The sequence below is a fragment of the Pseudoduganella sp. UC29_71 genome, assembly GCF_042693265.1.
Taxonomy (GTDB): domain Bacteria; phylum Pseudomonadota; class Gammaproteobacteria; order Burkholderiales; family Burkholderiaceae_D; genus Rugamonas.
On the sequence record NZ_CP170549.1, the window covers coordinates 3,043,819 to 3,066,017 of the forward strand.

Annotated in this window: 16 protein-coding genes and 1 pseudogene; 7 read left to right on the top strand and 10 right to left on the bottom strand. The window is 67.6% G+C overall.

The features are described from left to right. Window positions 1-7: 7 nt before the first annotated feature. Window positions 8-679 carry a Crp/Fnr family transcriptional regulator gene (locus tag ACFJI2_RS13350; protein WP_377705457.1) on the top strand — a complete coding sequence of 224 codons (672 nt, stop codon included), beginning with the start codon at window positions 8-10 and terminating at the stop codon, window positions 677-679. 44 nt (window positions 680-723) lie between these two features. Here the strand turns inward: ACFJI2_RS13350 and ACFJI2_RS13355 are convergent, their stop codons facing one another. Continuing rightward, window positions 724-1,257 carry a hypothetical protein gene (locus ACFJI2_RS13355; RefSeq protein ID WP_377705458.1) on the bottom strand — a complete coding sequence of 178 codons (534 nt, stop codon included), beginning with the start codon at window positions 1,255-1,257 and terminating at the stop codon, window positions 724-726. Between the two features lie 294 nt (window positions 1,258-1,551). On the opposite strand from ACFJI2_RS13355, the gene ACFJI2_RS13360 reads away from it, so the two are divergent. After that, the gene (locus ACFJI2_RS13360; protein WP_377705459.1) at window positions 1,552-1,707 is read left to right on the top strand and encodes a hypothetical protein; all 156 of its coding nucleotides are present in this window, start codon (window positions 1,552-1,554) and stop codon (window positions 1,705-1,707) included. Window positions 1,708-1,824: 117 nt separating this feature from the next. Further along, window positions 1,825-2,886, top strand: coding sequence for an ABC transporter substrate-binding protein (locus ACFJI2_RS13365; protein ID WP_377705460.1), 1,062 nt, complete (start codon window positions 1,825-1,827; stop codon window positions 2,884-2,886). Between the two features lie 24 nt (window positions 2,887-2,910). Here the strand turns inward: ACFJI2_RS13365 and ACFJI2_RS13370 are convergent, their stop codons facing one another. From ACFJI2_RS13370 to carA, 3 genes and pseudogenes are all read right to left on the bottom strand, one after another. Continuing rightward, complete coding sequence (locus ACFJI2_RS13370) at window positions 2,911-4,650, bottom strand: methyl-accepting chemotaxis protein (protein ID WP_377705461.1); 1,740 nt, start codon at window positions 4,648-4,650, stop codon at window positions 2,911-2,913. Between the two features lie 680 nt (window positions 4,651-5,330). After that, window positions 5,331-8,534 (bottom strand): annotated as a pseudogene (carB, locus tag ACFJI2_RS13375) (carbamoyl-phosphate synthase large subunit); the annotation flags it as partial. Continuing rightward, window positions 8,527-9,714, bottom strand: coding sequence for a glutamine-hydrolyzing carbamoyl-phosphate synthase small subunit (gene carA, locus ACFJI2_RS13380; RefSeq protein ID WP_377705462.1), 1,188 nt, complete (start codon window positions 9,712-9,714; stop codon window positions 8,527-8,529). The gene carA and the pseudogene carB, both read right to left, overlap by 8 nt. Before the next feature lie 359 nt (window positions 9,715-10,073). On the opposite strand from carA, the gene ACFJI2_RS13385 reads away from it, so the two are divergent. From ACFJI2_RS13385 to ACFJI2_RS13400, 4 genes are all read left to right on the top strand, one after another. After that, entirely contained in the window at window positions 10,074-10,565 is a 492-nt protein-coding gene (locus tag ACFJI2_RS13385) for a dihydrofolate reductase (protein ID WP_377705463.1), read from the top strand. Between the two features lie 18 nt (window positions 10,566-10,583). Beyond that, entirely contained in the window at window positions 10,584-11,201 is a 618-nt protein-coding gene (locus ACFJI2_RS13390) for a DUF4337 domain-containing protein (protein WP_377705464.1), read from the top strand. Window positions 11,202-11,358: 157 nt separating this feature from the next. Further along, entirely contained in the window at window positions 11,359-13,614 is a 2,256-nt protein-coding gene (locus ACFJI2_RS13395; RefSeq protein ID WP_107979251.1) for an arginine/lysine/ornithine decarboxylase, read from the top strand. A 158-nt stretch (window positions 13,615-13,772) separates the two neighbouring features. Further along, window positions 13,773-15,203 (top strand): sigma 54-interacting transcriptional regulator, encoded by a 1,431-nt coding sequence (locus tag ACFJI2_RS13400; protein ID WP_377705466.1) that lies wholly within the window; start codon window positions 13,773-13,775, stop codon window positions 15,201-15,203. On the opposite strand, the gene ACFJI2_RS13405 is transcribed toward ACFJI2_RS13400, so the two are convergent. Genes ACFJI2_RS13405 through ACFJI2_RS13430 form a run of 6 tightly spaced genes read right to left on the bottom strand, consistent with a single transcriptional unit; the run spans window position 15,196 to window position 22,193 of the window. Next, window positions 15,196-15,948 carry an amidohydrolase family protein gene (locus ACFJI2_RS13405; protein ID WP_377705467.1) on the bottom strand — a complete coding sequence of 251 codons (753 nt, stop codon included), beginning with the start codon at window positions 15,946-15,948 and terminating at the stop codon, window positions 15,196-15,198. The two genes, ACFJI2_RS13400 and ACFJI2_RS13405, sit on opposite strands and share 8 nt — an antisense overlap. Window positions 15,949-15,955: 7 nt before the next feature. Next, entirely contained in the window at window positions 15,956-16,669 is a 714-nt protein-coding gene (locus ACFJI2_RS13410) for a hypothetical protein (protein WP_377705468.1), read from the bottom strand. Window positions 16,670-16,684: 15 nt separating this feature from the next. Continuing rightward, complete coding sequence (locus ACFJI2_RS13415) at window positions 16,685-17,488, bottom strand: GIY-YIG nuclease family protein (protein WP_377705469.1); 804 nt, start codon at window positions 17,486-17,488, stop codon at window positions 16,685-16,687. Beyond that, complete coding sequence (locus tag ACFJI2_RS13420; protein ID WP_377705470.1) at window positions 17,485-18,609, bottom strand: aminotransferase class I/II-fold pyridoxal phosphate-dependent enzyme; 1,125 nt, start codon at window positions 18,607-18,609, stop codon at window positions 17,485-17,487. Before ACFJI2_RS13420 ends, ACFJI2_RS13415 begins: the two co-directional genes overlap by 4 nt. Before the next feature lie 7 nt (window positions 18,610-18,616). Then, entirely contained in the window at window positions 18,617-20,851 is a 2,235-nt protein-coding gene (locus ACFJI2_RS13425; protein WP_377705471.1) for an 8-amino-7-oxononanoate synthase, read from the bottom strand. Window positions 20,852-20,861: 10 nt separating this feature from the next. Next, a complete protein-coding gene (locus tag ACFJI2_RS13430) occupies window positions 20,862-22,193 on the bottom strand; it encodes a hypothetical protein (RefSeq protein WP_377705472.1) in 1,332 nt (443 codons plus the stop codon). Between the last annotated feature and the right edge of the window lie 6 nt (window positions 22,194-22,199).

The following is a 22,199-nucleotide window of genomic DNA, read 5'->3' on the forward strand; positions in this document are numbered from 1 at the left end:
CGTGTCCATGTCCGCCATCCCGAGGCCCGCCGCCGCGCTCCCGCCAGCGCTTGCCGCTCCGCTGGCAGCGCTGGCGCAACAGCGCACGCACAAGCGGCGCCATGAATTCCTGTTCCATATGGGCGACCAGGCCAACGACCGTTTCTATGCCATCGAGAGCGGCAGCTGGAAGTGCGGCACCGTATCACTGGAGGGCGAGCAGGACGTGATTGGCTTCCTGGGCAGAGGCGCTTGCCTGGGACTGGACGAGCGCCACGCTCAGCTGCGCAGCTATAGCGCGGTAGCGCTCGCTAACAGCACCGTACTGGAATTTTCCAGGACACGCGTGCTGCAGGCAGTCCAACAGGACAGCGCGCTGCGCGCCCAGATACAAACAGTATTGCTGGAGGAAATAGCCAGGCAGCAGCGCATCGCGCAGATCCAACGCAGCCCGCACGCAAGGCAAAGGGTAGCCGCCTTTCTGCTTGAACTGGCCAATGCAGAACTGTCCAACGGTTTCGATGGCAGGCATTTTCAGCTCGTCATGTCGCGCTCCGACATCGCCGCTTTCCTGGGCATGGCGGACACCACCGCCAGCCGCGAACTGCAGCGCCTGGCGCACAGCGGCGCCGTCAGCGTGCGGGGACGCTGGGTATCGGTGCTTGACCCCGGGCAGTTGCAGCAGGCGGCAGGGCAATAGACAGGGGGCCCAGGCGCCTGGCCCCCCTGGTCCCTGCCCGGCCCCTACTTTGCCTTGGCCAGCTCGCTCACCAGCACGAACACTTCATGGCGAATGGCGGGCCGCGCGGCCTGGAACTCCTTGTCGGCCTTCATGTAGGCCGGCTTGGCCAGTTCCGCTTTCTCTGCAGGGGTCGGCTTCGGTGCGTCGTCGTACATGCTCGGGCCGCCGTTATAGGTCTTCTGCAGCACTTTCCGGCCGTAGCTGGACTGGTAGAAGCGCGTCATCTCCACCGCCGTCTCGGCCGACACCAGCTTGGCCACTGGCGCGGCCAGGCGGTTGTAGACTTCCGTCGCGGGCACTTTATCCAGCTTGGCCATGAAGGCCAGCCGCTGCTGCTCGTTGGGGAACTTGCTGCCGCCGGCCACGGTGCGGGTCAGCTTCTCGGCCTGCATGGCGGCCAGCAGGTCGTACGCGGCCTTCACCTGCGCCGCGCCGGGCGCGGCGGCGGCGGTGCCGGCGGCTACGGGCGCGGCCGCCAGCGCCAGGGTGGAGATTGCCATCAGGCCGGCTACGGCCAGCAGTTTCAACGCCTTCAATTGCTGCTCCTCAAAAATGTTTTGCTGGCAGCATCGTACCTCAGCGTTTGCCTATCCGCCTACACAATTGCACGCGCCAGGATGGCGTCGGCCCGCGCCAGCGCTTCCGGTGCGATGCGCGCGCGGACGCCGTCGAAGTCCGGGCCGCGCGTGGCCGGTCTGGATGCCGGAGCGGCCGATGATGAAGTTCACCATCGGGAACTCGCGTGGCGCTGAAGGACCTGGCCGAGGAGCGCTTCATTTCCTTCAAGCTGGACCAATCGCGCTTTGCCGCCTCGCTGTACCAGAGCTGCATTGAGGCCGGCTTCTGCCGGCGTGGTGTACCGCACGCTCGCGCAGCCGGCCCCGCGCACCACGCTGTACGCCGCCTACCGCAAGGACGATCCGTCGCCGGTGCTGCAGGTTTTCCTCAACATCATGCGCGAGCTGATCGAGACGCCGCAGCCCTAGCGTTGCGCCAGCCCGACGCCGGATGCAGATTGGCTCGCACGGTCTGTCGATAGGCGCCGGAGCGCGGCCGATTCCTGCTTAAATTGTGGCCATCGACAAACTGCTCCGGGAAACGCCATGAAAATACTCGCCCTCGCCGCCGCGCTGTGCTGCGGCCCTGCCCTCGCCATCGAGCCGCTGCCGCTGGAAGCCATGGAGCAGCAGCCCGGATTCAAAGTGGAAGTGCTGCAGGTGACCGACATCGAACCGTACCAGGAAGCCTACGCCGGCTTTATCGGGGCGCTGCGCGCCAACCAGATCGAAGCAGGCCGCAACCTGCGCGTGAACCGCGTGAAGGTGGACTTCGACGCGGAGCGCGGCGGCTTCTGGAGCAAGCTGGGCGTGGTGATGCGCATCCGCCAGGAGGCGCAGCGCATCGCCGCCGCCAGGCCGGACCTGGTGCTGGCTATCGGCTCCCCCGCCACCAAATACGCGCGCGGCATACTGGAAGACGCTAAGGTGCCGCTGGTGTTCACCGCCGTGGCTAATCCTGTTGACGTGGGCTGCGTCTCGCTGGCCGACTGCGGTCCCGGCGTCACCGGCTCCACGCTGTACACCAATATGCGCGACGCGCTCACCATGGTGCACCGCGTCTTCCCGAACGCAAGCCGCATCGGCATGGTCCACACGGACGACGAAAACGGCGTGGCCAACGTGGCTGCGGCGGCAGGCGGCGCACGCGAGCTGGGCATGGCGGTGACGGCGCGGCAGGTGGCGAAGACGGACAATATCGTGCCCGCGCTGAAGGCACTGCACCAGCAGGGAGAAGGCGTGCAGATGTTTGCCGTGCCGCTGGACACCTACTATGGCCTGCACCGCTACGAGGCGGCCATCGACCTGGGCGACTATGGCGCGGAGCACAAGCTGCCGGTGGTGACGCTGGCCATGGTGCGCGTGCCCGGCGCGGCGCTGTACGTGGGCGCCGAATTCGGCGCCGTGGGCTACCTCGCCGGCACGCAGGCGGCGAAGATACTGAAGAACCACACCAAGCCGGAAGTGCTGCCGGTGCTGCGCCAGGAAAAGCCCACCGTACTGGTGGACCCGGCGCGCCTGGCCGCGCTGGATATCAGGCTGCCGGAAGCCCTGCTGGCCCGCAGGACGCAGGCCAGGAACGGCTACTGGCAGCTTGCCTGGGAGTGATCGGCCGCCGCGCTGGCGCAGGAATCAGAACTCTTCCCAGTCGCTGTCGGCGCCGTTGGCAACGCGCGGCTTGGGGCTTGCCTTCGCAGCCAGCTTGCGCACCGGCGCAGCCGGCTTGGCGGCGGGCTTGGCCGGACTGGCGGCGGCGCGCACCGGCCGCACCGCGACCGCCGGCGCGCGCGCCGCGGCCTGCTTGCCTTCCAGCTTGAACACGCTGACCACGCGGGTCAGGCCGAGGGCGCGTTCATTCAACGCGTCGGCCGCCGCAGCCGCCTCTTCAACCAGCGCCACGTTCTGCTGCGTCAGGCCGTCCATCTGGGTGATGGCGGAGTGGATCTGGTCCAGGCCCATGGTCTGCTCCTGGCTGGCCTGCGTGATCTCGCTCATGATGCTGGTCACGCGCTGGATGCTGGTGACGATTTCCTGCATGGTGGCGCCGGCCTGGTCCACCAGCTTGGCGCCGCTGCCCACCTTGTCCACCGAGTCGTCGATCAGCGCCTTGATTTCCTTGGCCGCAGCCGCCGAACGCTGCGCCAGGTTGCGCACTTCGGACGCCACCACCGCGAACCCCCTGCCCTGCTCGCCCGCGCGCGCCGCTTCCACGGCCGCGTTCAGCGCCAGGATATTGGTCTGGAAGGCGATGCCGTCGATTACGCCGATGATGTCCACGATCTTCTTGGACGAGTCGTTGATCGAACCCATGGTGTCCACCACCTGCGACACCACCACCCCGCCCTTGATCGCCACTTCGGAGGCGGATTGCGCCAATATGTTGGCCTGGCGCGAATTTTCGGCGTTCTGCTTGACGGTGCCGGTCAGCTCCTCCATCGAGGACGCGGTTTCCTCCAGCGAGCCGGCCTGCTCGCCGGTGCGGTCCGACAGGTCCATATTGCCGGCGGCGATCTGGCCGGAAGCGCTGGAGATGGTGTCCGTGCTGCCGCGCACTTCGGCCACGATGGCCGCCAGGTTGGTCTTCATCTTGTCCAGTGCGGTCAGCAGCTGGCCGATCTCGCTGCTGCTGCGCTGCTCTACTTTGCCGGTCAGGTCGCCTTCCGCCACCTGGATGGCGATGTCCATGGCCTGCTGCAGCGGCACCGAGATGGCTTGCACCAGCAGCATGCCGACAAACACCGACAGCGCCACGCCCGCCACCAGCACGGCTATCGTCATGTTGCGCGCGCTGTCCAGGCCTGCCTGCACCGCTTCCTCGTTGGCCTTGGCGCGCTGTTCGCTGAAGTCGGCCAGCGCTTTCAGCGCCACGTCGCCGACCCGGTAGGAGGGGTTGATTTTCTTGATCAGCACCATTTCGGCGTCGTCCCACTGGCCGGCCTTGACGGCGGCTGCGGCGGCCCTGATGTGCTCCAGCCCCAGGCCGGCGCTCTTGTCGTACCAGTCCTGCGCCAGCTTTTTCTCTTCCTCGGACTTGATGCTGCCCAGGTAGTGCTCCCAGCCCTTGGCCGCGCGTGCCGAGGCGTCCTCGACGATGCCCCAGTGGACCGTCAGCGCGTGGTCGTGCAGCTTGGACCACTCGAAGGCGGTGTTGTGCTGCAGCGCCTGCAGGATCTGGCTGCGGTTGGTTTCCATCGACAGGCGGATGGCGTTGCGTTCATTGGCATTGGCCTGGTCGCTCAGCGTCACCTCCTTGAGCAGATTGACGGAGCGGTTCGCGCTGTAGATACCCATCGCACCGATCGCCATGATCAGTGAGATCAGTATGGCCAGCGCAATGACCACCAGGTTCTTGATCTTCATATTAGCCAACATGTGATACTCCTTGCTTAGTCTTGAATTTTTAATGCCGTGTTATTGAAGAAGCGGTGCAAGCCGCTCCGCAATTCTTCTACTTCGTCAAACTCGATATAGGTGATGTCGCACAGGTCGTCCAGTTCGCGCAGCAGCGTGGTCTTGATCGGCGCGCCCTTCCATACCAGGAACAGCACCGGCGTGCGGCGGCCCTGGAAGATGTGGTAGGCCAGCTCGAAGGCGCTGCTCTCGCTCATGCCGACGCGGATATTGATCATCACGTCCGCCTCCTGCAGCAGCTGCAGGCGGTGGCGGCGGAAATTCTTCGGCGTAAACGGCTGCTGCTGCTTGCGCTCGAACGAGACCCGGAACGTGTCCGCGCTTTCGGCCTCCGTACCCGTCAGGTACTGGAAGGGATGCGGCAGGCCGTTGGCGCTGTCGATCAGCTGCAGGATGTCGGCGATCATGCGCTGCTGCCGCTGGTCCGATTCCGTGAACGGCTGGCGGATGAACAGGCGCAGCGGCGGCACGCCCACGCTGCGCTCGCGCGCACCGCGGCGCCGCTCCGGCAGCTCGGTGGCCGCTGCCACCAGGTCGGCGGCGGCTGGCTCGCGGCGCGCCCGCGCTGCCGCGCCGGCCAGGGAGATCGCCTCGCGGGCGGCCTGCGCCACCGATTCCTCCAGGCGCGCCCGGGCGGCCTGCCGGTGCAGCTCCTGCAGCGAATGCAGCGTGGTGTCGTCCGCGTGGCGCATGGCCTCCATTGCCGCTTCGGCCGCCGCGATGGTGGTAAAGTAAGCGGCGCCGGAAGCCAGCGTGGCCACCCGCAGCGCGCGCGAGGCGCCGATGGCGCTGCGCTTCACGTCCACGGTGAGCACCACCAGGCCGATCCGCTTACCGGCCAGCATGGCCATTACTTCCTCGTCCTGCAGCTCGCGCACCGGGATCTCCGCCGCGCCGATCACCACCGCCGTCACGTGGCTGGCCACCAGCTCGAAGCCGGAGGCCGACAGTTCGCGCGCCAGCGCCACCGCACGCGCCTGGTCGCCCTTGCGCACGCGCAGGTAGGCCAGGCCGCCGCGCGGCAGGCGCACGCTGGCGCCCAGCAGGGCTTTGAAATAGGCTTCGCCGAAGGTGGCGCCGCAGCCCATCACTTCACCGGTGGATTTCATTTCCGGCCCGAGTATGGTGTCCACGCCGAGGAATTTGGCGAACGGCAGCACGGCTTCCTTGACGCTGAAATACGGCGGCACGATTTCCCCGGTCACGCCCTGCTCCGCCAGCGACTGGCCGGCCATGCAGCGCGCGGCCACCTTGGCCAGCGCCACGCCGGTGGCCTTGGAAACGAAAGGCACGGTGCGCGAGGCGCGCGGGTTCACTTCCAGCACGAAGATCTGGTCGCGCACGCGGCCATCGACCTTGTTGCGCTGGACCGCGAACTGCACATTCATCAGCCCCACCACGCGCAGGCCGCGCGCCAGGCGTTCGGTCTGGCGCTTGATCTCGGCCACGGTGTCGTGCGCCAGCGAATACGGCGGCAGCGAGCAGGCCGAATCGCCCGAGTGGATGCCGGCCTGTTCGATGTGTTCCATCACGCCGCCTATCACCACCTGGGCGCCGTCCGACACGCAGTCCACGTCCACCTCGATGGCGTCGTTCAGGAAGCGGTCCAGCAGCACCGGGGAGTCGTGCGATACCTTCACCGCTTCGCGCATATAGCGTTCCAGGTCGGCGCGCTCGTGCACGATCTCCATGGCGCGGCCGCCCAGCACATAGGACGGGCGCACCACCAGCGGATAGCCGATTTCCTCGGCCAGCCTGACCGCGTCCTCCTCGGTGCGGGCGGTGCGGTTGGGCGGCTGGCGCAGGTCCAGCTGGTACAACAGCTGCTGGAAGCGCTCGCGGTCCTCGGCGGCATCGATCATGTCCGGCGAGGTGCCGATGATGCGCACGCCGGCCGCTTCCAGCTCCAGCGCCAGCTTGAGCGGCGTCTGGCCGCCGTACTGCACGATGACGCCCATGGGCCGCTCGATGGCGACGATTTCCAGCACGTCCTCCAGCGTCAGCGATTCGAAGTACAGCCGGTCCGAGGTGTCGTAATCGGTGGACACGGTTTCGGGATTGCAGTTGACCATGATGGTCTCGTAGCCGTCCTCGCGCATGGCCAGCGCCGCGTGCACGCAGCAGTAGTCGAACTCGATGCCCTGGCCGATGCGGTTGGGGCCGCCGCCCAGCACCATGATCTTGCGCGCATTGGTGGGCAGCGCCTCGCATTCCTCGTCGTAGGTGGAGTACATATAGGCGGTGCGGGTGGCGAATTCCGCGGCGCAGGTGTCCACGCGCTTGTACACCGGCCGCACGCCCAGCAGCTGGCGGTGGGTGCGCACGGCCTGCTCGGACACGCCCAGCAGCGCAGCCAGGCGGCGGTCGCCGAAGCCCTGCTGCTTCAGGCGGAACAGCACCGGCTTGTCCAGCCCTTCCAGCGTTTGCGTCTGTATCCACTGCTCCACTTCCACCAGGTCGTGGATCTGGGCCAGGAACCAGGGATCGATGCCGGACAGGCGGTGCACCTCGCGCTGCGTCATGCCTTGCGCGAAGGCTTCGCCCACGTACCAGATGCGCTGCGGGCCGGGCGCCGACAGCTGCTCGGCGATGACGGCGGCGCCGGTACTGGGCCGGCGCAGCCCGTCCAGGCCGATGTCCAGGCCGCGCAGCGCCTTCTGGAACGATTCCTGGAAGGTGCGCCCCATGGCCATGACTTCGCCCACGGATTTCATTTGCGTGGTGAGGCGCTCGTCCGCGCCCGGGAATTTTTCGAAAGCGAAGCGCGGCACCTTGGTCACCACGTAGTCGATGGACGGCTCGAACGAGGCCGGCGTGGCGCCGCCGGTAATGTCGTTGTGCAGCTCGTCCAGCGTGAAGCCGACCGCCAGCTTGGCCGCCACGCGCGCAATCGGAAAACCGGTGGCCTTCGATGCCAGCGCCGAGGAGCGCGACACGCGCGGGTTCATTTCAATGACGATCATGCGGCCGTCGGCCGGGTTCAGCGCAAACTGCACGTTCGAGCCGCCGGTGTCCACGCCGATCTTGCGCAGCACCGCCAGCGAGGCGTTGCGCATGATCTGGTATTCCTTGTCCGTCAGCGTCTGCGCCGGGGCCACGGTGATGGAGTCGCCGGTATGCACGCCCATCGGGTCCAGGTTCTCGATGGAGCACACGATGATGCAGTTGTCCGCCTTGTCGCGCACCACCTCCATCTCGAATTCCTTCCAGCCGATCAGCGATTCCTCGATCAGCAGCTCGGACGTGGGCGACAGTTCCAGCCCGCGCGCGCAGATCTCATTGAACTGCGCCGCGTCGTGCGCGATGCCGCCGCCGCTGCCGCCCATGGTAAACGAAGGCCGGATGATGACCGGGAAGCCCAGCTCCTCCTGCGCGGCCCAGGCTTCGGCCATGCTGTGGGCAATGCCGGAACGCGCCGACTCCAGGCCGATCTTGTTCATGCAGGCCTTGAACTTGGCGCGGTCCTCGGCCTTGTCGATGGCTTCCGGCGTGGCGCCGATCAGCTCCACCCCGAACTGCTCCAGCACGCCGTGCCGGTGCAGGTCGAGCGCGCAATTGAGCGCGGTCTGGCCGCCCATGGTGGGCAGCACGGCCTGCGGCCGCTCCTTTTCGATGATGCGCGCCACCACTTCCCAGGTGATCGGCTCGATATAGGTGACGTCCGCCATGTCCGGATCGGTCATGATGGTGGCGGGATTGCTGTTGACCAGGATGATCTTGTAGCCTTCCTCGCGCAGCGCCTTGCATGCCTGGGCACCGGAATAATCGAACTCGCAAGCCTGGCCGATGACGATGGGGCCGGCGCCGATAATGAGGATGCTGCTAATGTCGCTACGCTTAGGCATGCTGCTGGCCTCCCATCAGATTAACGAAACGGTCGAACAAGGGCGCCAGGTCGTGCGGTCCGGGCGACGCTTCCGGGTGGCCCTGGAAGCAGAACGCCGGACGGTCGGTGCGCATGAAACCCTGCAGCGAGCCGTCGAACAGCGAGACATGGGTGACGCGGCAATTGGCGGGCAGCGATTCCGCATCGACTGCGAAGCCGTGGTTCTGCGACGTGATCATCACCTTGCCGGTGGCCAGTTCCTGCACCGGGTGGTTGGCGCCGTGGTGGCCGAACTTCATTTTCACGGTGCGCGCGCCCGAGGCGAGCGCCATGATCTGGTGCCCCAGGCAGATGCCGAAGGTGGGCACGCCGTGCTCGATCAGCTCGCGCGCGGCCTCGATGGCGTAGCCGCAGGGCTGCGGGTCGCCGGGGCCGTTGGACAGGAAGATGCCGTCCGGGTTCAGGGCCAGGGCGGCCTGCGCACCGGCTTGCGCCGGCAGCACGGTGATGCGGCAGCCGCGTTCGGCCAGCATGCGCAGGATATTGGTCTTCACGCCATAGTCGTAGGCCACCACGTGGAAGCGCGCCCTGTCCAGCCTGCCGAAGCCTTTGCCCAGCCGCCATTCGGTGGCGTGCCACTCGTAGGCGCTGGCGGTGCTGACGGTGCGCGCCAGGTCCATGCCGGCCAGGCCGGGGAAGCTGCGCGCGTGCGCCAGGGCCTGCTGCGCCAGCGCGCTGTCCGCGCGCGCGCCCGCCTCCCCTGCGCCGGCGACGATGGCGCCGTTCTGGGCGCCGCGCTCGCGCAGGATGCGGGTCAGCTTGCGCGTGTCGAGGCCGGCAATGGCGACGATGTTCTGGCCGCGCAGCCAGTCCGACAGGCTGAGCGAGGAACGGAAATTGGAAGCCAGCAGCGGCAAATCCTTGATGACCAGGCCTGCGGCGTGAATGCGGGGCGATTCGCCGTCCTCGCCATTGATGCCGGTGTTGCCGATGTGCGGATAAGTCAGCGTGACGATCTGCCGGCTGTAGCTGGGATCACTCAATATTTCCTGGTAGCCCGTCATGGCGGTGTTGAACACGACCTCGCCGCTGGTGTGGCCGGCGGCGCCGATGGACACGCCTTCAAACAGCGTACCGTCGGCCAGCGCCAGCACCGCGTGCTGTACTTCGCCCAAGGCATGCCTCAGTGGATGCTTCATTGCCCGTCTCCTTCGTCGCGCCGATTTAACATTTGGACACGGATTTCATTTCCACAGGAAAATAAAGTCCGTCATTGCGATGCCAAGATACGAGAAAAAAACAGGGTCAACTCTCTCCAATACTCACATCAAATAAAATAAGCGGCCGTCCTCTCCACAATTAACTATTTCCACGATGCAATTTCGCAACAGCTATTGAACCAATATCAACCTTGGCGGAAAGGGGCACCCGGCATGTCATGGACAGCGAGCATCCAGACCAGGAAGCATCCGGGCCGGGCCGGCCGTCCGGCAGTGCTGCGCACCCGCACGCGCGCGGCTATAATGTCGGGCCCAGCACACACCGCCCCGCAAGCGCCATGACACTACTGACCATCATCGTCGCCACAGACGCCCAGCGCGGCATCGGCATCAACAACACGCTGCCGTGGAAGCTGCCGGAAGACATGGCGCACTTCAAGCGCCTGACCACCGGCCATCCCGTCATCATGGGCCGCAAGACCTATGAGTCCATCGGCCGCCCGCTGCCCAACCGCCGCAACGTCGTCGTCACCCGCAACGCCGCGTGGCGCGCGGACGGCGTGGAGGCCGTGCACTCGCTGGACGAGGCGCGCGCGCTGGTCCAGGGCGAGGCGGAAGCCTTCATCATCGGCGGCGCCCAGGTGTATGCCGAGGCGCTGGCCCGGCGCCTGGCGGACCAGGTAATCCAGACCGAAATCGGCCAGGCGTTCGAATGCGACGCGCATTTCCCCGCACTTGGCGCAGAATGGCAGGAGCTGGAACGCCAGAACTACACCTCGGCCAACGGCCTGCCGTACGCATTCGTAACTTTGCGCCGCCTGCCGGCGTAACCAGAAAAGGAAACATCCATGTCAGGACACGGTTTTCACGTCCACGGCCCGCACGACCACGCCGTGGAGCATGCTGCCCACAGCGACGACAAATTCTCCGGCAATATCGCCGTCACCACGGCCATCCTGGCCACGGTGGGCGCGCTGTTCGGTTACCAGGGCGGCGCCACGCAGAACGAGGCGGCCCTGTACAAGAACAACGCCGCCATCGACAAGACCCAGGCCGCCAACAGCTGGAACTACTACCAGGCCAAGTCCAACAAGCAGAACCTGGCCGAGCTGGCCATGACCTTGCCGAACGTGGACCCGGAAAAATACAAGGCCGAGGTGGCGCGTTACCGCAGCGAGAAGGAAGACATCAAGAAGGACGCCGAGAAGTGGGAAGCGTCGTCGGCCGAATGGAACAAGAAGTCCGACGCCGCGCTGCACCAGCACCACCAGTGGGCGCTAGCCACCACGGCCGAACAGATCGCCATTTCGCTGGCGGCCATCACGCTGCTGACGCATCGCCGCTGGCTGCTGTACACTGCGTACGCGGTGGCCGGCGCCGGGATCGCGCTGGGGCTGTTCGCGGCCCTGCACATCGATCCGATCGGCGCGCTGACCGGCGGCGGTGCCGCCGCCGGCCACCACTAGGCAGCACCAGGCACCGATATGCCGGACCATGCCGCCAACTGCGTAACTTTTTTCCCCGTTGGCGGCATTTTCTGCGAGAATCCCGTTCTTATTTTTTTCGCCCAGCCCGCTCCGGCCACAAATAGCCCGGGGCGGTTCTTCTTTTTGGAGACAAGTAATGAAATTTCGTTTCCCCATCGTCATCATTGACGAGGATTTCCGCTCTGAGAACACGTCCGGCCTGGGCATCCGCGCCCTGGCCGCCGCGATGGAAAAAGAAGGCATGGAAGTGCTGGGCGTAACCAGCTACGGCGACCTGTCCCAGTTCGCGCAGCAGCAATCGCGCGCCTCGGCCTTCGTGCTGTCCATCGACGACGAGGAATTCGGCGGCGGCACCGTGGAAGAAACCGACCACGCCCTGAAGTCGCTGCGCGCCTTCGTGGAAGAGATCCGCTACAAGAACTCGGACATCCCGATCTACCTGTACGGCGAAACGCGCACCTCGCGCCACATCCCGAACGACATCCTGCGCGAACTGCACGGCTTCATCCACATGTTCGAGGACACCCCCGAATTCGTGGCGCGCCACATCATCCGCGAAGCGAAGTCCTATCTGGACGGCCTGTCGCCGCCCTTCTTCCGCGCGCTGGTGCACTACGCCAACGACGGCTCCTACTCCTGGCACTGCCCCGGCCACTCCGGCGGCGTGGCCTTCCTGAAGTCGCCCATCGGCCAGATGTTCCACCAGTTCTTCGGCGAGAACATGCTGCGCGCCGACGTCTGCAACGCGGTGGAAGAACTGGGCCAGCTGCTGGACCACACCGGCCCCGTGGCCGCCTCCGAGCGCAACGCCGCGCGCATCTACAACGCCGACCACTGCTACTTCGTCACCAACGGCACCTCCACCTCGAACAAGATGGTGTGGCACTCCACGGTCGCCCCGGGCGACATCGTGGTGGTGGACCGCAACTGCCACAAGTCGATCCTGCACTCCATCATCATGTGCGGCGCCATTCCCGTGTTCCTGATGCCGACCCGCAACCACCTCGGCATCATCGGCCCGATCCCGGTGGAAGAGTTCTCGATGGAGAGCATCCAGCGCAAGATCGACGCCAACCCGTTCGCGCGCGACGCCAAGAACAAGAAGCCGCGCATCCTGACCATCACCCAGTCCACCTACGACGGCGTGGTGTACAACGTCGAGACCTTGCGCGAAATGCTGGACGGTAAGATCGACACCCTGCACTTCGACGAAGCCTGGCTGCCGCACGCCACCTTCCACGACTTCTACAAGAACATGCACGCCATCGGCAAGGACCGTCCGCGCGCCAAGGAATCGATGATCTTCTCCACCCAGTCCACGCACAAGCTGCTGGCGGGCCTGTCGCAGGCCTCGCAGGTGCTGGTGCGCGAATCGGAATCGGTCAAGCTGGACAAGGACGCCTTCAACGAAGCCTACCTGATGCACACCTCCACCTCGCCGCAGTACTCCATCATCGCCTCGTGCGACGTGGCCGCTGCCATGATGGAAGCGCCGGGCGGCACCGCGCTGGTGGAAGAATCGATCCTGGAAGCGCTGGACTTCCGCCGCGCCATGCGCAAGATCGACGAGGAATGGGGCAAGGACTGGTGGTTCAAGGTGTGGGGGCCGAACGAATTCGCCGAAGAAGGCATCGGCACCCAGGCCGACTGGATCTTCACCGAGGAAAGCCAGGAATGGCACGGCTTCGGCAAGCTGGCGCCGGGCTTCAACATGCTGGACCCGATCAAGGCCACCATCGTCAACCCGGGCCTGTCGCTGGACGGCCAGTTCGGCGACACCGGCATCCCCGCGTCCATCGTCACCAAGTACCTGGCCGAGCACGGCGTGATCGTCGAGAAGTGCGGCCTGTACTCCTTCTTCATCATGTTCACCATCGGCATCACCAAGGGCCGCTGGAACACGCTGCTGACCGCGCTGCAGCAGTTCAAGGACGACTACGACAAGAACATGCCGCTGTGGCGCATCCTGCCCGAGTTCTCGCAAGCGAACCCGCGCTACGAGCAGATGGGCCTGCGCGACCTGTGCCAGCAGATCCACGACTTCTACAAGGCCTACGACGTGGCGCGCCTGACGACGGAGATGTATTTGTCCGACATGATCCCGGCCATGAAGCCATCGGACGCCTTCGCCAAGATGGCGCACCGCGAGATCGAGCGCGTGGCGATCGACGAACTGGAAGGCCGCATCACCTCCATCCTGCTGACGCCATACCCGCCGGGCATTCCGCTGCTGATCCCGGGCGAGCGCTTCAACAAGACCATCGTCGACTACCTGCGCTTCGCGCGCGACTTCAACGAACGCTTCCCCGGCTTCGAGACCGACGTGCACGGCCTGGTCAAGCGCGAAGTCAACGGCAAGCGCGACTACTTCGTGGACTGCGTCAAGCAATAAACCGCTACTAACCACTACTTGCCGCAAAAACAAATGGGGCCAGGGTTAATTATTTAATTAACCCTGACCCCATTTTTCGTTGTGCACCTTTGGCGCGGGTCAAACCAGGCACGGACGGCTGGGCGTAAAGTGCTGGCCTCGCCCTCGCCAAAACCGCTATGGAACGCCCGGATGCGCTTGCTGTGTGGCTGCACGTTGTCGACCAGACGCTGCAGGACATCGGCCGCAGCTTGGCCGATGAGCTTGGCAAAACTGGCATCCGCACGCATGCCGCGCAGGCGCCGGTGCCCGCTGGCAGCCTGGGCCTGCTGCTGCTTAGCCGCTGGGACGAGCAGCTGGCCGCGCAGCTGGCCGCGCTAACCGCGCGCGCCACCGTGCTTGCGGTGGCGTGCGGTCCGGCGCCGCTGGCGCCGGATGCCATGTGGGCCGTACTGGCAGCGGGCGCGGCCGACTTGCTGCAGTGGCCTGCGGCAGGCGCGCAGCTCACCCAGGGGCCGGTGCCGGAGGCGGCCCGGGTGGCCGCGCAGGCGTCGGCGCGGCTGCGGCGCTGGCAGGCGGTGCAGCAGCTGATGGCCTCGGACGCCGTGCAGGCCAGCCTGGTGGGCGACAGCCCCGTGTGGCGCGCGCTGGTGCGCAATGTGGTGGAGGTGGCGGCGTTCTCGCAGTCGTCGGTGCTGATCACGGGCGAAACCGGGACCGGCAAGGAACAGATTGCGCAGCTGATCCATCATCTCGGCGGCGCGGCGGGCGAGCTGGTGGTCGTCGATTGCACCACCTTGTCCGCAGAGCTGGCGGGCAGCGAGTTCTTCGGCCACGAGCGCGGCGCGTTCACCGGCGCGGCCAGCGCGCGCGACGGCGCCTTTGCTTTGGCGGACGGCGGCGTGCTGTTTCTCGACGAGGTAGGCGAGCTGCAGCTGCCGATGCAGGCGCAGCTGCTGCGCGTGATACAGGAGCAAAAGTACAAGCGCGTGGGCAGCAACACCTGGCAGCCGACGTGCTTTCGCCTGGTGTGCGCCACCAACCGCGACCTTGAGGCGGGCGTGGCGGATGGCAGCTTCCGCGCCGACCTGTATTACCGCATCGCGGGATGGCGCTGCCGCCCGCCGCCGCTGCGCGAGCGGCAAAGCGATATCCTGCCGCTGGCCGAACACTTCATCGGCCTGCTGGCGCCGCAGGGGCCGCGCTGCGAACTCGATCCGGCCGTGAAGGCATTTCTGCTGGCGCGCGACTATCCCGGCAATGTGCGCGACCTGCGCCAGACGGTGGCGCGCATCTGGCACCGCCATTGCGGCCCCGGCCCGGTAACGATAGGCGACGTGCCGCCGGACGAGCGGCCGCAAGGGGCCGCCATATGGCCGGACCGGGGCTTCGCCGACGCCATCCGCCATGCCGTCGACCTGGGCCTGGGGCTGGGCCGCATTACGCAAGCGGCCGGCGACACGGCCATCCAGCTGGTGCTGGAGCAGGAGAACGACAACAACCAGCGCGCCGCGGCGCGGCTGGGCGTTACCGACCGCGCGCTGCAGCTGCGGCGCAAGGCCTGGGGCGAGGCGGCTTGCAGTGCGCCGCGGCCCGGTGCGCCTACGTAGGGTCGGCCTGGCGGGGCTGCGCGCCGCCGGTCAGGCGCAGGAAGTTCTCTCCCAGGATCAGTCTTTCATCGCGCTCCGGCAAGCGCAACAACCTGATCTTCTCCAGCTCAAGGCCGGGATGCAGCCACGGCCCGTCCGATCCGAACAGCACCTTGTGCGGCCCGGCGCGGCGTACGGCCTGCTCCAGCAAATCGAAGCGCCGCACGCCCGAGCTGTCCGTATGGATGTTACGGTGGCGCACCAGATGGTCGATAAGCGCCAGTTGCGCGCCCCAGTCGTCGGCAAAGCTGCCCAGGTGCGGCAGGATGAAATTGACGTCCGGGTACTGCGCGGCCAGCAGTTCCGCCACGGCCACCTCGCCCATCGGGTCGTACAGCACGGGCACGCCGAACAGCCGCGCCGCGTCGCACACTTCGCCGCTGATGCGCGCATCGTGCCGGTGCAGCTTGATGCCGATGAAGCCGTAGTCCTGCACCGCCGTACGCACCATGGCGGCAATGCGGCCCCGGTCGCGCACTGCGTGCACAAACGCGTAGCCGTAGTACTGCTGCGGGCGCGAGGCGACGATGCGCGCCACGTCGGCGTTGGCCTGCGCGTAGTCGCTGTGGAAAGTGGCCAGCAGCGCGCTGCGGTCTATCCCGGCCGCACGGGCGCGCCGCAGGTAGCGTCCCAGGCCCGCGTTGCTGTCCCACGGGCCGCTCAAGCCGTCGCCCGGGCCGGCGTGGCAGTGGCAGTCGATGATCATCGCGCTGTCAGCAGCCGAAGCCGCCGTTGCCGTTGCCGTTGCCGTTGCCGTTGCCGTTGCCGTTGCCGTTGCCGTTGCCGTAGCCGTAGCCGTAGCCGCGCTGTGCGCGCCGCTTGCGCCAGCGCCCGCCGTAGGCCTCGCCTTCTTCCTCGCCGGACAGCCCTTCCGCCATTTCGTAGTGCGGAACATGCTGCAGCAGGGACTCGCTGAGCGCCCTGCGCACGGCCTGCGGGCTGCCGTCGCTGGCTGCGGCCAGTTGCGCCGCCGTGCCGGCAATGCGCACGAAGCGGCGCGCCATCTCGAACTCCTGCTGCTCGTACTCCATGCCGCTGAATTCCATCTCGAGCGCCTTGGCCACGGCGCCGCCCAGCGCGGAGCCGAGCGCCGTGCCGACGCCGGGAATGGGAATAAAGGAGCCGAGCGCCCCGCCCACCATCGGCAGCGCCTTCTTGGCGATGCCCTTTAGCACGCCGCCCAGGGGCTGGGCCACCTTGCCTATCGCCGAGCCGACCTTCTTCAGGCCTTTCCACGCCCCTTTGAACAGCCCGCCCAGGAACTGATCCAGTTCCGCCTCGCTGGTCACCGACATCAGTTCCAGCGCCAGCTCCATCTCTTGCTCGGCGCTGAACGGGCCGGCCTGCACGGCTTCGAATTCCATCACTTCGAAGCCGCCGGCGGCCGTCGCGCTGCACGACGTGCAGTGGCATTGTTTGCAGTACATGATGTTCTCCCCGGCTCATCGCCATTCATGGCCGAACAACTCGGCCTCCAGTTCGCGGCGCTGGTTGGTCAGCACACCTGCGCTGGTGCGAAACATGTCGTCGTGGATGCGGTATTCGACGGCGCGGCGCTGCGCCTCGGGCAGGCTCGATTGCGCCACGTACACCGAGTGCGATGCCAGCGGCAGCCCCATCATCTGTCCGCACAGCGCGTGCTGCTGCAGGCGGCGGCGCAGGTTGCCGGTCTGGCCGCTGTAGGCGCGCCGCACGCCGTTGACGGTGAACTCGATCAGGTAGAAGCCTGGGCCGGTGGCGCGCGGATCGCGCAGCGCGCCAGTGAGCGGGCCGAGCGCCAGGTAAGCCGGCCGCTGCGCGGCGGGCAGGCGGCCTATGGTTGCCGCGATGGTTGGCGGAACCTCGGCCGCGTCGGCGCTGGCCGGCACCGCTTGCGCGCCCCCGCTGCCATCATCGAAGGCGCCGCCGTCGTCCGGCGGCGGTTCCGCGTCGGACCAGCCGCCTGGCCCAGGCGGCAGCACGGCCACCGAGGTGTAGGGCCACCAGCCGCCGTAGCGCGGACCGTAGTAGGGCCACACGGGCCAGGGCCGGGGACGCGGTCCCCGCGGCGGGCCGGGGCGTCCCAGCCGCCCGGCGCCGTGCCGGACCGGGGCCTGCCGCGCGGGGCCTGCCCGCCCGCCGCACCGCGCGCCACCCCGTCCGCTGCTGCGCGCGAAGCCCATCGGGCGGCCGCAGCGTTCGCCTTCCAGTTCGCCTTCCAGTTCGCCTTCCAGCTCGAAAGGCAGAGTTTCGAATTGCTGATTCATGCCAGCTCCTTGATGTGATATTCCAGTGCCGCCACGGCGCGCGCGACATCCTGCTCGCTGTGGCCGGCACGCAGCAGGAAAGTCAGCCCCGGCGCGCCGCGATGGCGTTGCAGCAGCGCCAGCACGCCGCCAGCCCGCAGCGCCGCCTGCAACGCCGGGCCGTCGGCGCCGCCCGCCAGCGGCACGATCTGTACCGGGAACATGCCACCGCGGCATGCAATACCCGCCGCGCCCAGGCCGGCCCGGAACTGCCGTACGCGAGCCCGCAACGTGCGCCGCAGCGTGTCGCCGCAAACGGCATTGATGCGCAAGGCCCGGCGCGCGGCAGCGATGGCCGCCACGCTGGGCGGACTGGCGTGCACGCGCACCAGGCTATGCCGCTCAAAACGCGCCAATACGGCCGCGCTGCCGGCCAGCACCGCAATCGGCGCGCCGAAGGCCTTCGCCAGCGACGCGCCAACCAGCACGTGCGGCCCATCGTTGCGCGTGCCGCCGCCGGGCAAGGGCGCGTTGTCCGGCCCCGCGCGCTGCCCACGCAGGCCATGCGATTGCACCGAGCCGCCGCCGTGCCGGCCCAGCAGGCCAAGCGGCTGGGTGTCGTCCAGCACCAGCCAGCCGCCGTCCCGCGCGGCGATGCCGGCGTAGTCGGCCAAGGGTGGGGGATGCGCCGCACCCGGGCTGTAACCGTCCGCCAGCACCACGGGCCGCCGGCCTTGCGCGCGCCAGCGCCGGGCCAGCCGCGCCAGGCCGGCCGCGTCGCCGTGGCGGAACAGCTGCATCGGCGCGCCGCGTGCGACCGCCTGCTGCGCGCCCCAGCGCGCCACCGGATAGGCGCCGGCGTCGATCAGCAGCGCAACCGGCTCCTGCGCCAGCATGGCGAACAGGTCCAGGTACAGGTGCAGCGTGGACGGCAGTACCAGCGCCGCTTCGCAGCCCAGCAGGGCCGCCAGGTCGCGCGCCAGCGGGATCGCGCCGGGCGGCTGCGCCAGCGCGGCGGGCTTGCCCAGCGTGAGCGCCGCCCACGGCGGCAGCGCACCGGACGGATGGTCCATGTCCAGGTACAGCGCGCTGGTGAAATCGAGCGCGCCGGCGGCACAGCCGGCACAGGCGGCGCCAGCCATCGCGGCCTCAGGCGCGCGCCTGCTGCGCGGCCAGCCGCTGGCGCAGCAGCACCGATGGCAGCGTGGCGTCCGTCGCCACGTCCGCGCCGTCCACCGACAGGTCCACGCCGGTAGCCGCACGGTAGGCATGGATGTAGCCCTGCGCCTGCGGCCGCCAGAAGCGTGCCCAGTTGAACGCCTGCGTCGACTCGTAGATGTCGCTCCAGTTGCCGTAACGGATCGACAGCAGCAACTGCTCGCCGAACATGGCCAGCGAGCGGAAATGCATCACGCTGGTGTCGGTCCAGCCCTGCAGCTTCTTCATCGCGTCCACCCGGTCCATCCACGGCTCCGGGTAAGCCACCATCACGCGCGTGGGCAGGAACTCGCGGAACTCCGGCCGCCCCAGCAGCCATTGCTGCATCAGCATTTCGATGCGCGCCGTGGACGGCAGATCGCCGAACTGGTTGTGCGCACCCTGCGACAGGATCAGGTGCACTTCCTTGAGCGCGTTCAGCACCGGGAAGGCGTCCGCCTTGACGGTGGTGTCGTCGTCCTGCCGGTAAAAGGACGTGAGCAGGCGCAGCAAGTGGTGGAAGGCTTCCAGGAATTTCGACCGGCCGTCCGCCGGCCGGAAGCGCCGCACCGCCTTGCCATCCAGCCGCACGCCGTAGTGGTGGTCATACTCATAGTTGCGGCGCACCACGGTCAGCCGGTGCTGCTCGTCCTGCGTGTAGCCCCACAGCAGATTGTTCAGCGGGCGCAGCATGTCGATCTCGGTGTTGGCCAGCGGGTCCAGGCCGTGCGCGGCGCTGGCCGGGCGCAGGTTCTGGAAGCGCTGCGTGATGGCGTTCATGGTCTGCACCAGCATGCCCTCCTCCATCCAGTAGGACCAGATCAGCTCTATCAGGCAGGGATTGGACAGCCGCTCCTGGATGATGCCGAAGCACAGGTCCGCCTCGCTGCCGCTGCCGGGGACGTTGATGGGGATGTCGGGCAGCTTGCGGCGGATCACGGCCAGGTAGGGCAAGGCCAGCGCGTTGCCGTCCACCGTCTCCAGGTATTCATTGGCCAGCACGTCGGCCAGGCTGCCGCCGTTGGGAATGTCGCGCCGGTCCAGGTAGGCCGCGTCCTCGGCCGGATTGAAAGCCAGCGGCAGGCTCAGTACGCCGCAATTGACCATCACGAAGGCCTCCGTGGCCGCCTTCAGCACGCGGTAGGAGTCGGAATCGTTGAACGGCAGCGCGCGGCGCGACTTGATGGCGTTAAAGGCCGCGTTCTTGCCGGCGAAACGCAGCCGCTCGAAGTCCGACACGGCCACATTGGCGTCGCAGAACAGCTGGTCCAGGAAGGCCAGGTAGTTGGTGAAGGACAGCGCCTCGGTGCTGTTGCGGATCAGGGTCCACAGCGGCAAGTCTTCGGTCGGCTCGGTCTCGGTGCGGGTGAGCGACACGCCGACGTTGCCGCTGATGGGCTGCGGCACGCGCTGGTCCGCGTCGAAGTCCGCGTTCACGCCCAGCGACGCCATCGAGCCGGGCGCGGTCACGCCCGCCAACTGGTCCGCCGTGAGCGAAGCGCCCGGGCCGCCGCTGCGCACCATGGGCATGCCGGCCGCACCCGGCGCCGCCGCGCCGGCCGGCCGCCCGCGCCGCGCGAACAGCACCTGCGCCTCGAAGCGCTGCGGCCCGGCATGGCGCATGATGGCGCTGAAATGATGTCCGTCGCCGCCGCGCGGCTGCCATGGCGAGCGCGCCACGATGCGCAGCGCGTCCTCGCCCAGCGGGCCATCGCCGTCCACGTGCACTTCGGCGGTGGCCTTGTCGCCGACGAAGGCGCAGTTGTTCTCGACCTCGCGGCAATTCGATTCGAACGTCATCTCCACCGAAGGGTTGAAGGCGAAGTCGAAGCACACGTTCTCGGTGCAGCCGTTGCGCACCGCTGCGCACTGGTAAAACAGCGCATCCATGCGCATCGGTACGATGTTGTCGTAGGCGGCGATGTAGGCGCCAGCTTCCAGCGACGGAAACAGCACCGCGCCGTCGGCGCCGGTGAAGCCGGTGTTCACCAGCAGCGCCTCGTCGGGCAGCCACTTCTTCACTTCCTCCACGTCGCAGTCCGCCATCGGCGCGCCCTGCCGGGTTTGCGCCTTGTACAGCTTGATGGCGGCGTTGACCAGCGGCGCGCCGGTGAGGCTGTCGTGCACCGTCACCTGGACCGCCCCGCGCAGATCCGCCTTGGCCGCCGCGTTCTTGATGTTTGCCATGTCTATCTCCTTAAAGGATGGTGCTACGGTATTCGGGGCGCCGGTACTGGGCCACGTCGCCGCACAATGCGGTCAGGTCCAGCGTGCTGCGCAAGGCCCAGTGGGTCAGCAGCCTGCCCAGCAGCACGCTCTCGTCTTCAGGACTGAGGCGGCCGTCGGCGCGGGCCTGGCCCAGCACCGCAAAGGCCAGCGAGGGCGCGGCGTCGTACATCTTTTGCGGCGTCCTGCTCCACTGCCGGAACAGGCACGCCAGCCGGCGCGGCTGGCGCGCACGCACCGCCATCACATCCGGCAAGGTGCGCCCGCGCAGCAGTGCCGGCCGGTGCCGCGCCAGCAGCGCGGCGAAGGCCGGCAGGCTGTCTTCCAGCTGCAGCAGCACGCGCCGCTGGGACGGCGGCAGACCGGTGAGCGGGTAGAACGACTCCCACAGCGCCGCCACGCGCCGCCACTGCGGATGCGGGAACAGGTGCTCGCCCAGCGCGCAGCTGAGCTTTACCCGTATCCACGGCGCCGGATGGGGATCGTCGGGATTGACGCGGAACACGAACACGCGCGGCAGGCTGACCACGCCGATCAACCCCATGGTGGCCACCACGCCCACCCGCGCCAGCGACCACAGGTCGGCCACCACTTCCGAGATCCAGCGCTCCCACAGGCGCCACACATGGGCCGGCGTCCCCTGGCTGCCGCCGCCGCGCTGCATCGACTGCAGCACCGGGCGCAGCGAGTTCACCAGGTCCAGCAGCGCCGCGCCCTGGTGCCCGACTTCGTGGATCAGCGAGGAGGCGATGCTGCTGCCCACCATGCGCTCGCGCGGCACGCGCACGATGGCCACCGGGTTGTCGCCGCCGCCGGGCAAGCGGGTGCGCGCGCGGCGGATGGCCGCGCCCGGCCCCCGGTCCAGGTAGCAGATCACCGGCGGCGCGCGGTAGTAGCTGCCGGGCAGCGCCAGGGCGTCGGCCGACACCACGTCCAGCCCGGATAGCCAGGTGCCGTTCTTGTGCTCACTGCGCTGGGTGATGACGTCGTTGAACAGATCGAACTGCGTCAAGCCGGCATTGAACTTCAGGCGCAGGAAGGTGAAGCGGCGCTGCGCTTCGGCGGCGCTGGCGTGGCGCGCCGCCGGACCTTGCAGCCATGCCAGGAAGGCCGTCACCATGCCATGCAGCCCGCGCCGTCCCTGTGCCAGATGCGCTTCGATCGCCGTCTGCGCCGATGGCGGCAAGGCCGCCGCCGGCACCATGGGTTCGATCAGCACGAAGGGCCGTACGCGGCGCAGCCGCGTGAGCAGCGAGCGCGCCTCTTGCGCCAGCATCCACCGGGCATAGGAGCTGATGGCCATGGCCGA

Coding starts and splice junctions, on each gene's coding strand:
- ACFJI2_RS13385 (WP_377705463.1), top strand. CDS start 10,074: ATGACACTACTGACCATCATCGTCGCCACAGACGCCCAGCGCGGCATC.
- ACFJI2_RS13410 (WP_377705468.1), bottom strand. CDS start 16,669: ATGTACTGCAAACAATGCCACTGCACGTCGTGCAGCGCGACGGCCGCC.
- ACFJI2_RS13370 (WP_377705461.1), bottom strand. CDS start 4,650: ATGTTGGCTAATATGAAGATCAAGAACCTGGTGGTCATTGCGCTGGCC.
- ACFJI2_RS13400 (WP_377705466.1), top strand. CDS start 13,773: ATGGAACGCCCGGATGCGCTTGCTGTGTGGCTGCACGTTGTCGACCAG.
- ACFJI2_RS13425 (WP_377705471.1), bottom strand. CDS start 20,851: ATGGCAAACATCAAGAACGCGGCGGCCAAGGCGGATCTGCGCGGGGCG.
- ACFJI2_RS13415 (WP_377705469.1), bottom strand. CDS start 17,488: ATGAATCAGCAATTCGAAACTCTGCCTTTCGAGCTGGAAGGCGAACTG.
- ACFJI2_RS13365 (WP_377705460.1), top strand. CDS start 1,825: ATGAAAATACTCGCCCTCGCCGCCGCGCTGTGCTGCGGCCCTGCCCTC.
- ACFJI2_RS13420 (WP_377705470.1), bottom strand. CDS start 18,609: ATGGCTGGCGCCGCCTGTGCCGGCTGTGCCGCCGGCGCGCTCGATTTC.
- ACFJI2_RS13405 (WP_377705467.1), bottom strand. CDS start 15,948: ATGATCATCGACTGCCACTGCCACGCCGGCCCGGGCGACGGCTTGAGC.
- ACFJI2_RS13390 (WP_377705464.1), top strand. CDS start 10,584: ATGTCAGGACACGGTTTTCACGTCCACGGCCCGCACGACCACGCCGTG.
- carA (WP_377705462.1), bottom strand. CDS start 9,714: ATGAAGCATCCACTGAGGCATGCCTTGGGCGAAGTACAGCACGCGGTG.
- ACFJI2_RS13350 (WP_377705457.1), top strand. CDS start 8: ATGTCCGCCATCCCGAGGCCCGCCGCCGCGCTCCCGCCAGCGCTTGCC.
- ACFJI2_RS13395 (WP_107979251.1), top strand. CDS start 11,359: ATGAAATTTCGTTTCCCCATCGTCATCATTGACGAGGATTTCCGCTCT.
- ACFJI2_RS13430 (WP_377705472.1), bottom strand. CDS start 22,193: ATGGCCATCAGCTCCTATGCCCGGTGGATGCTGGCGCAAGAGGCGCGC.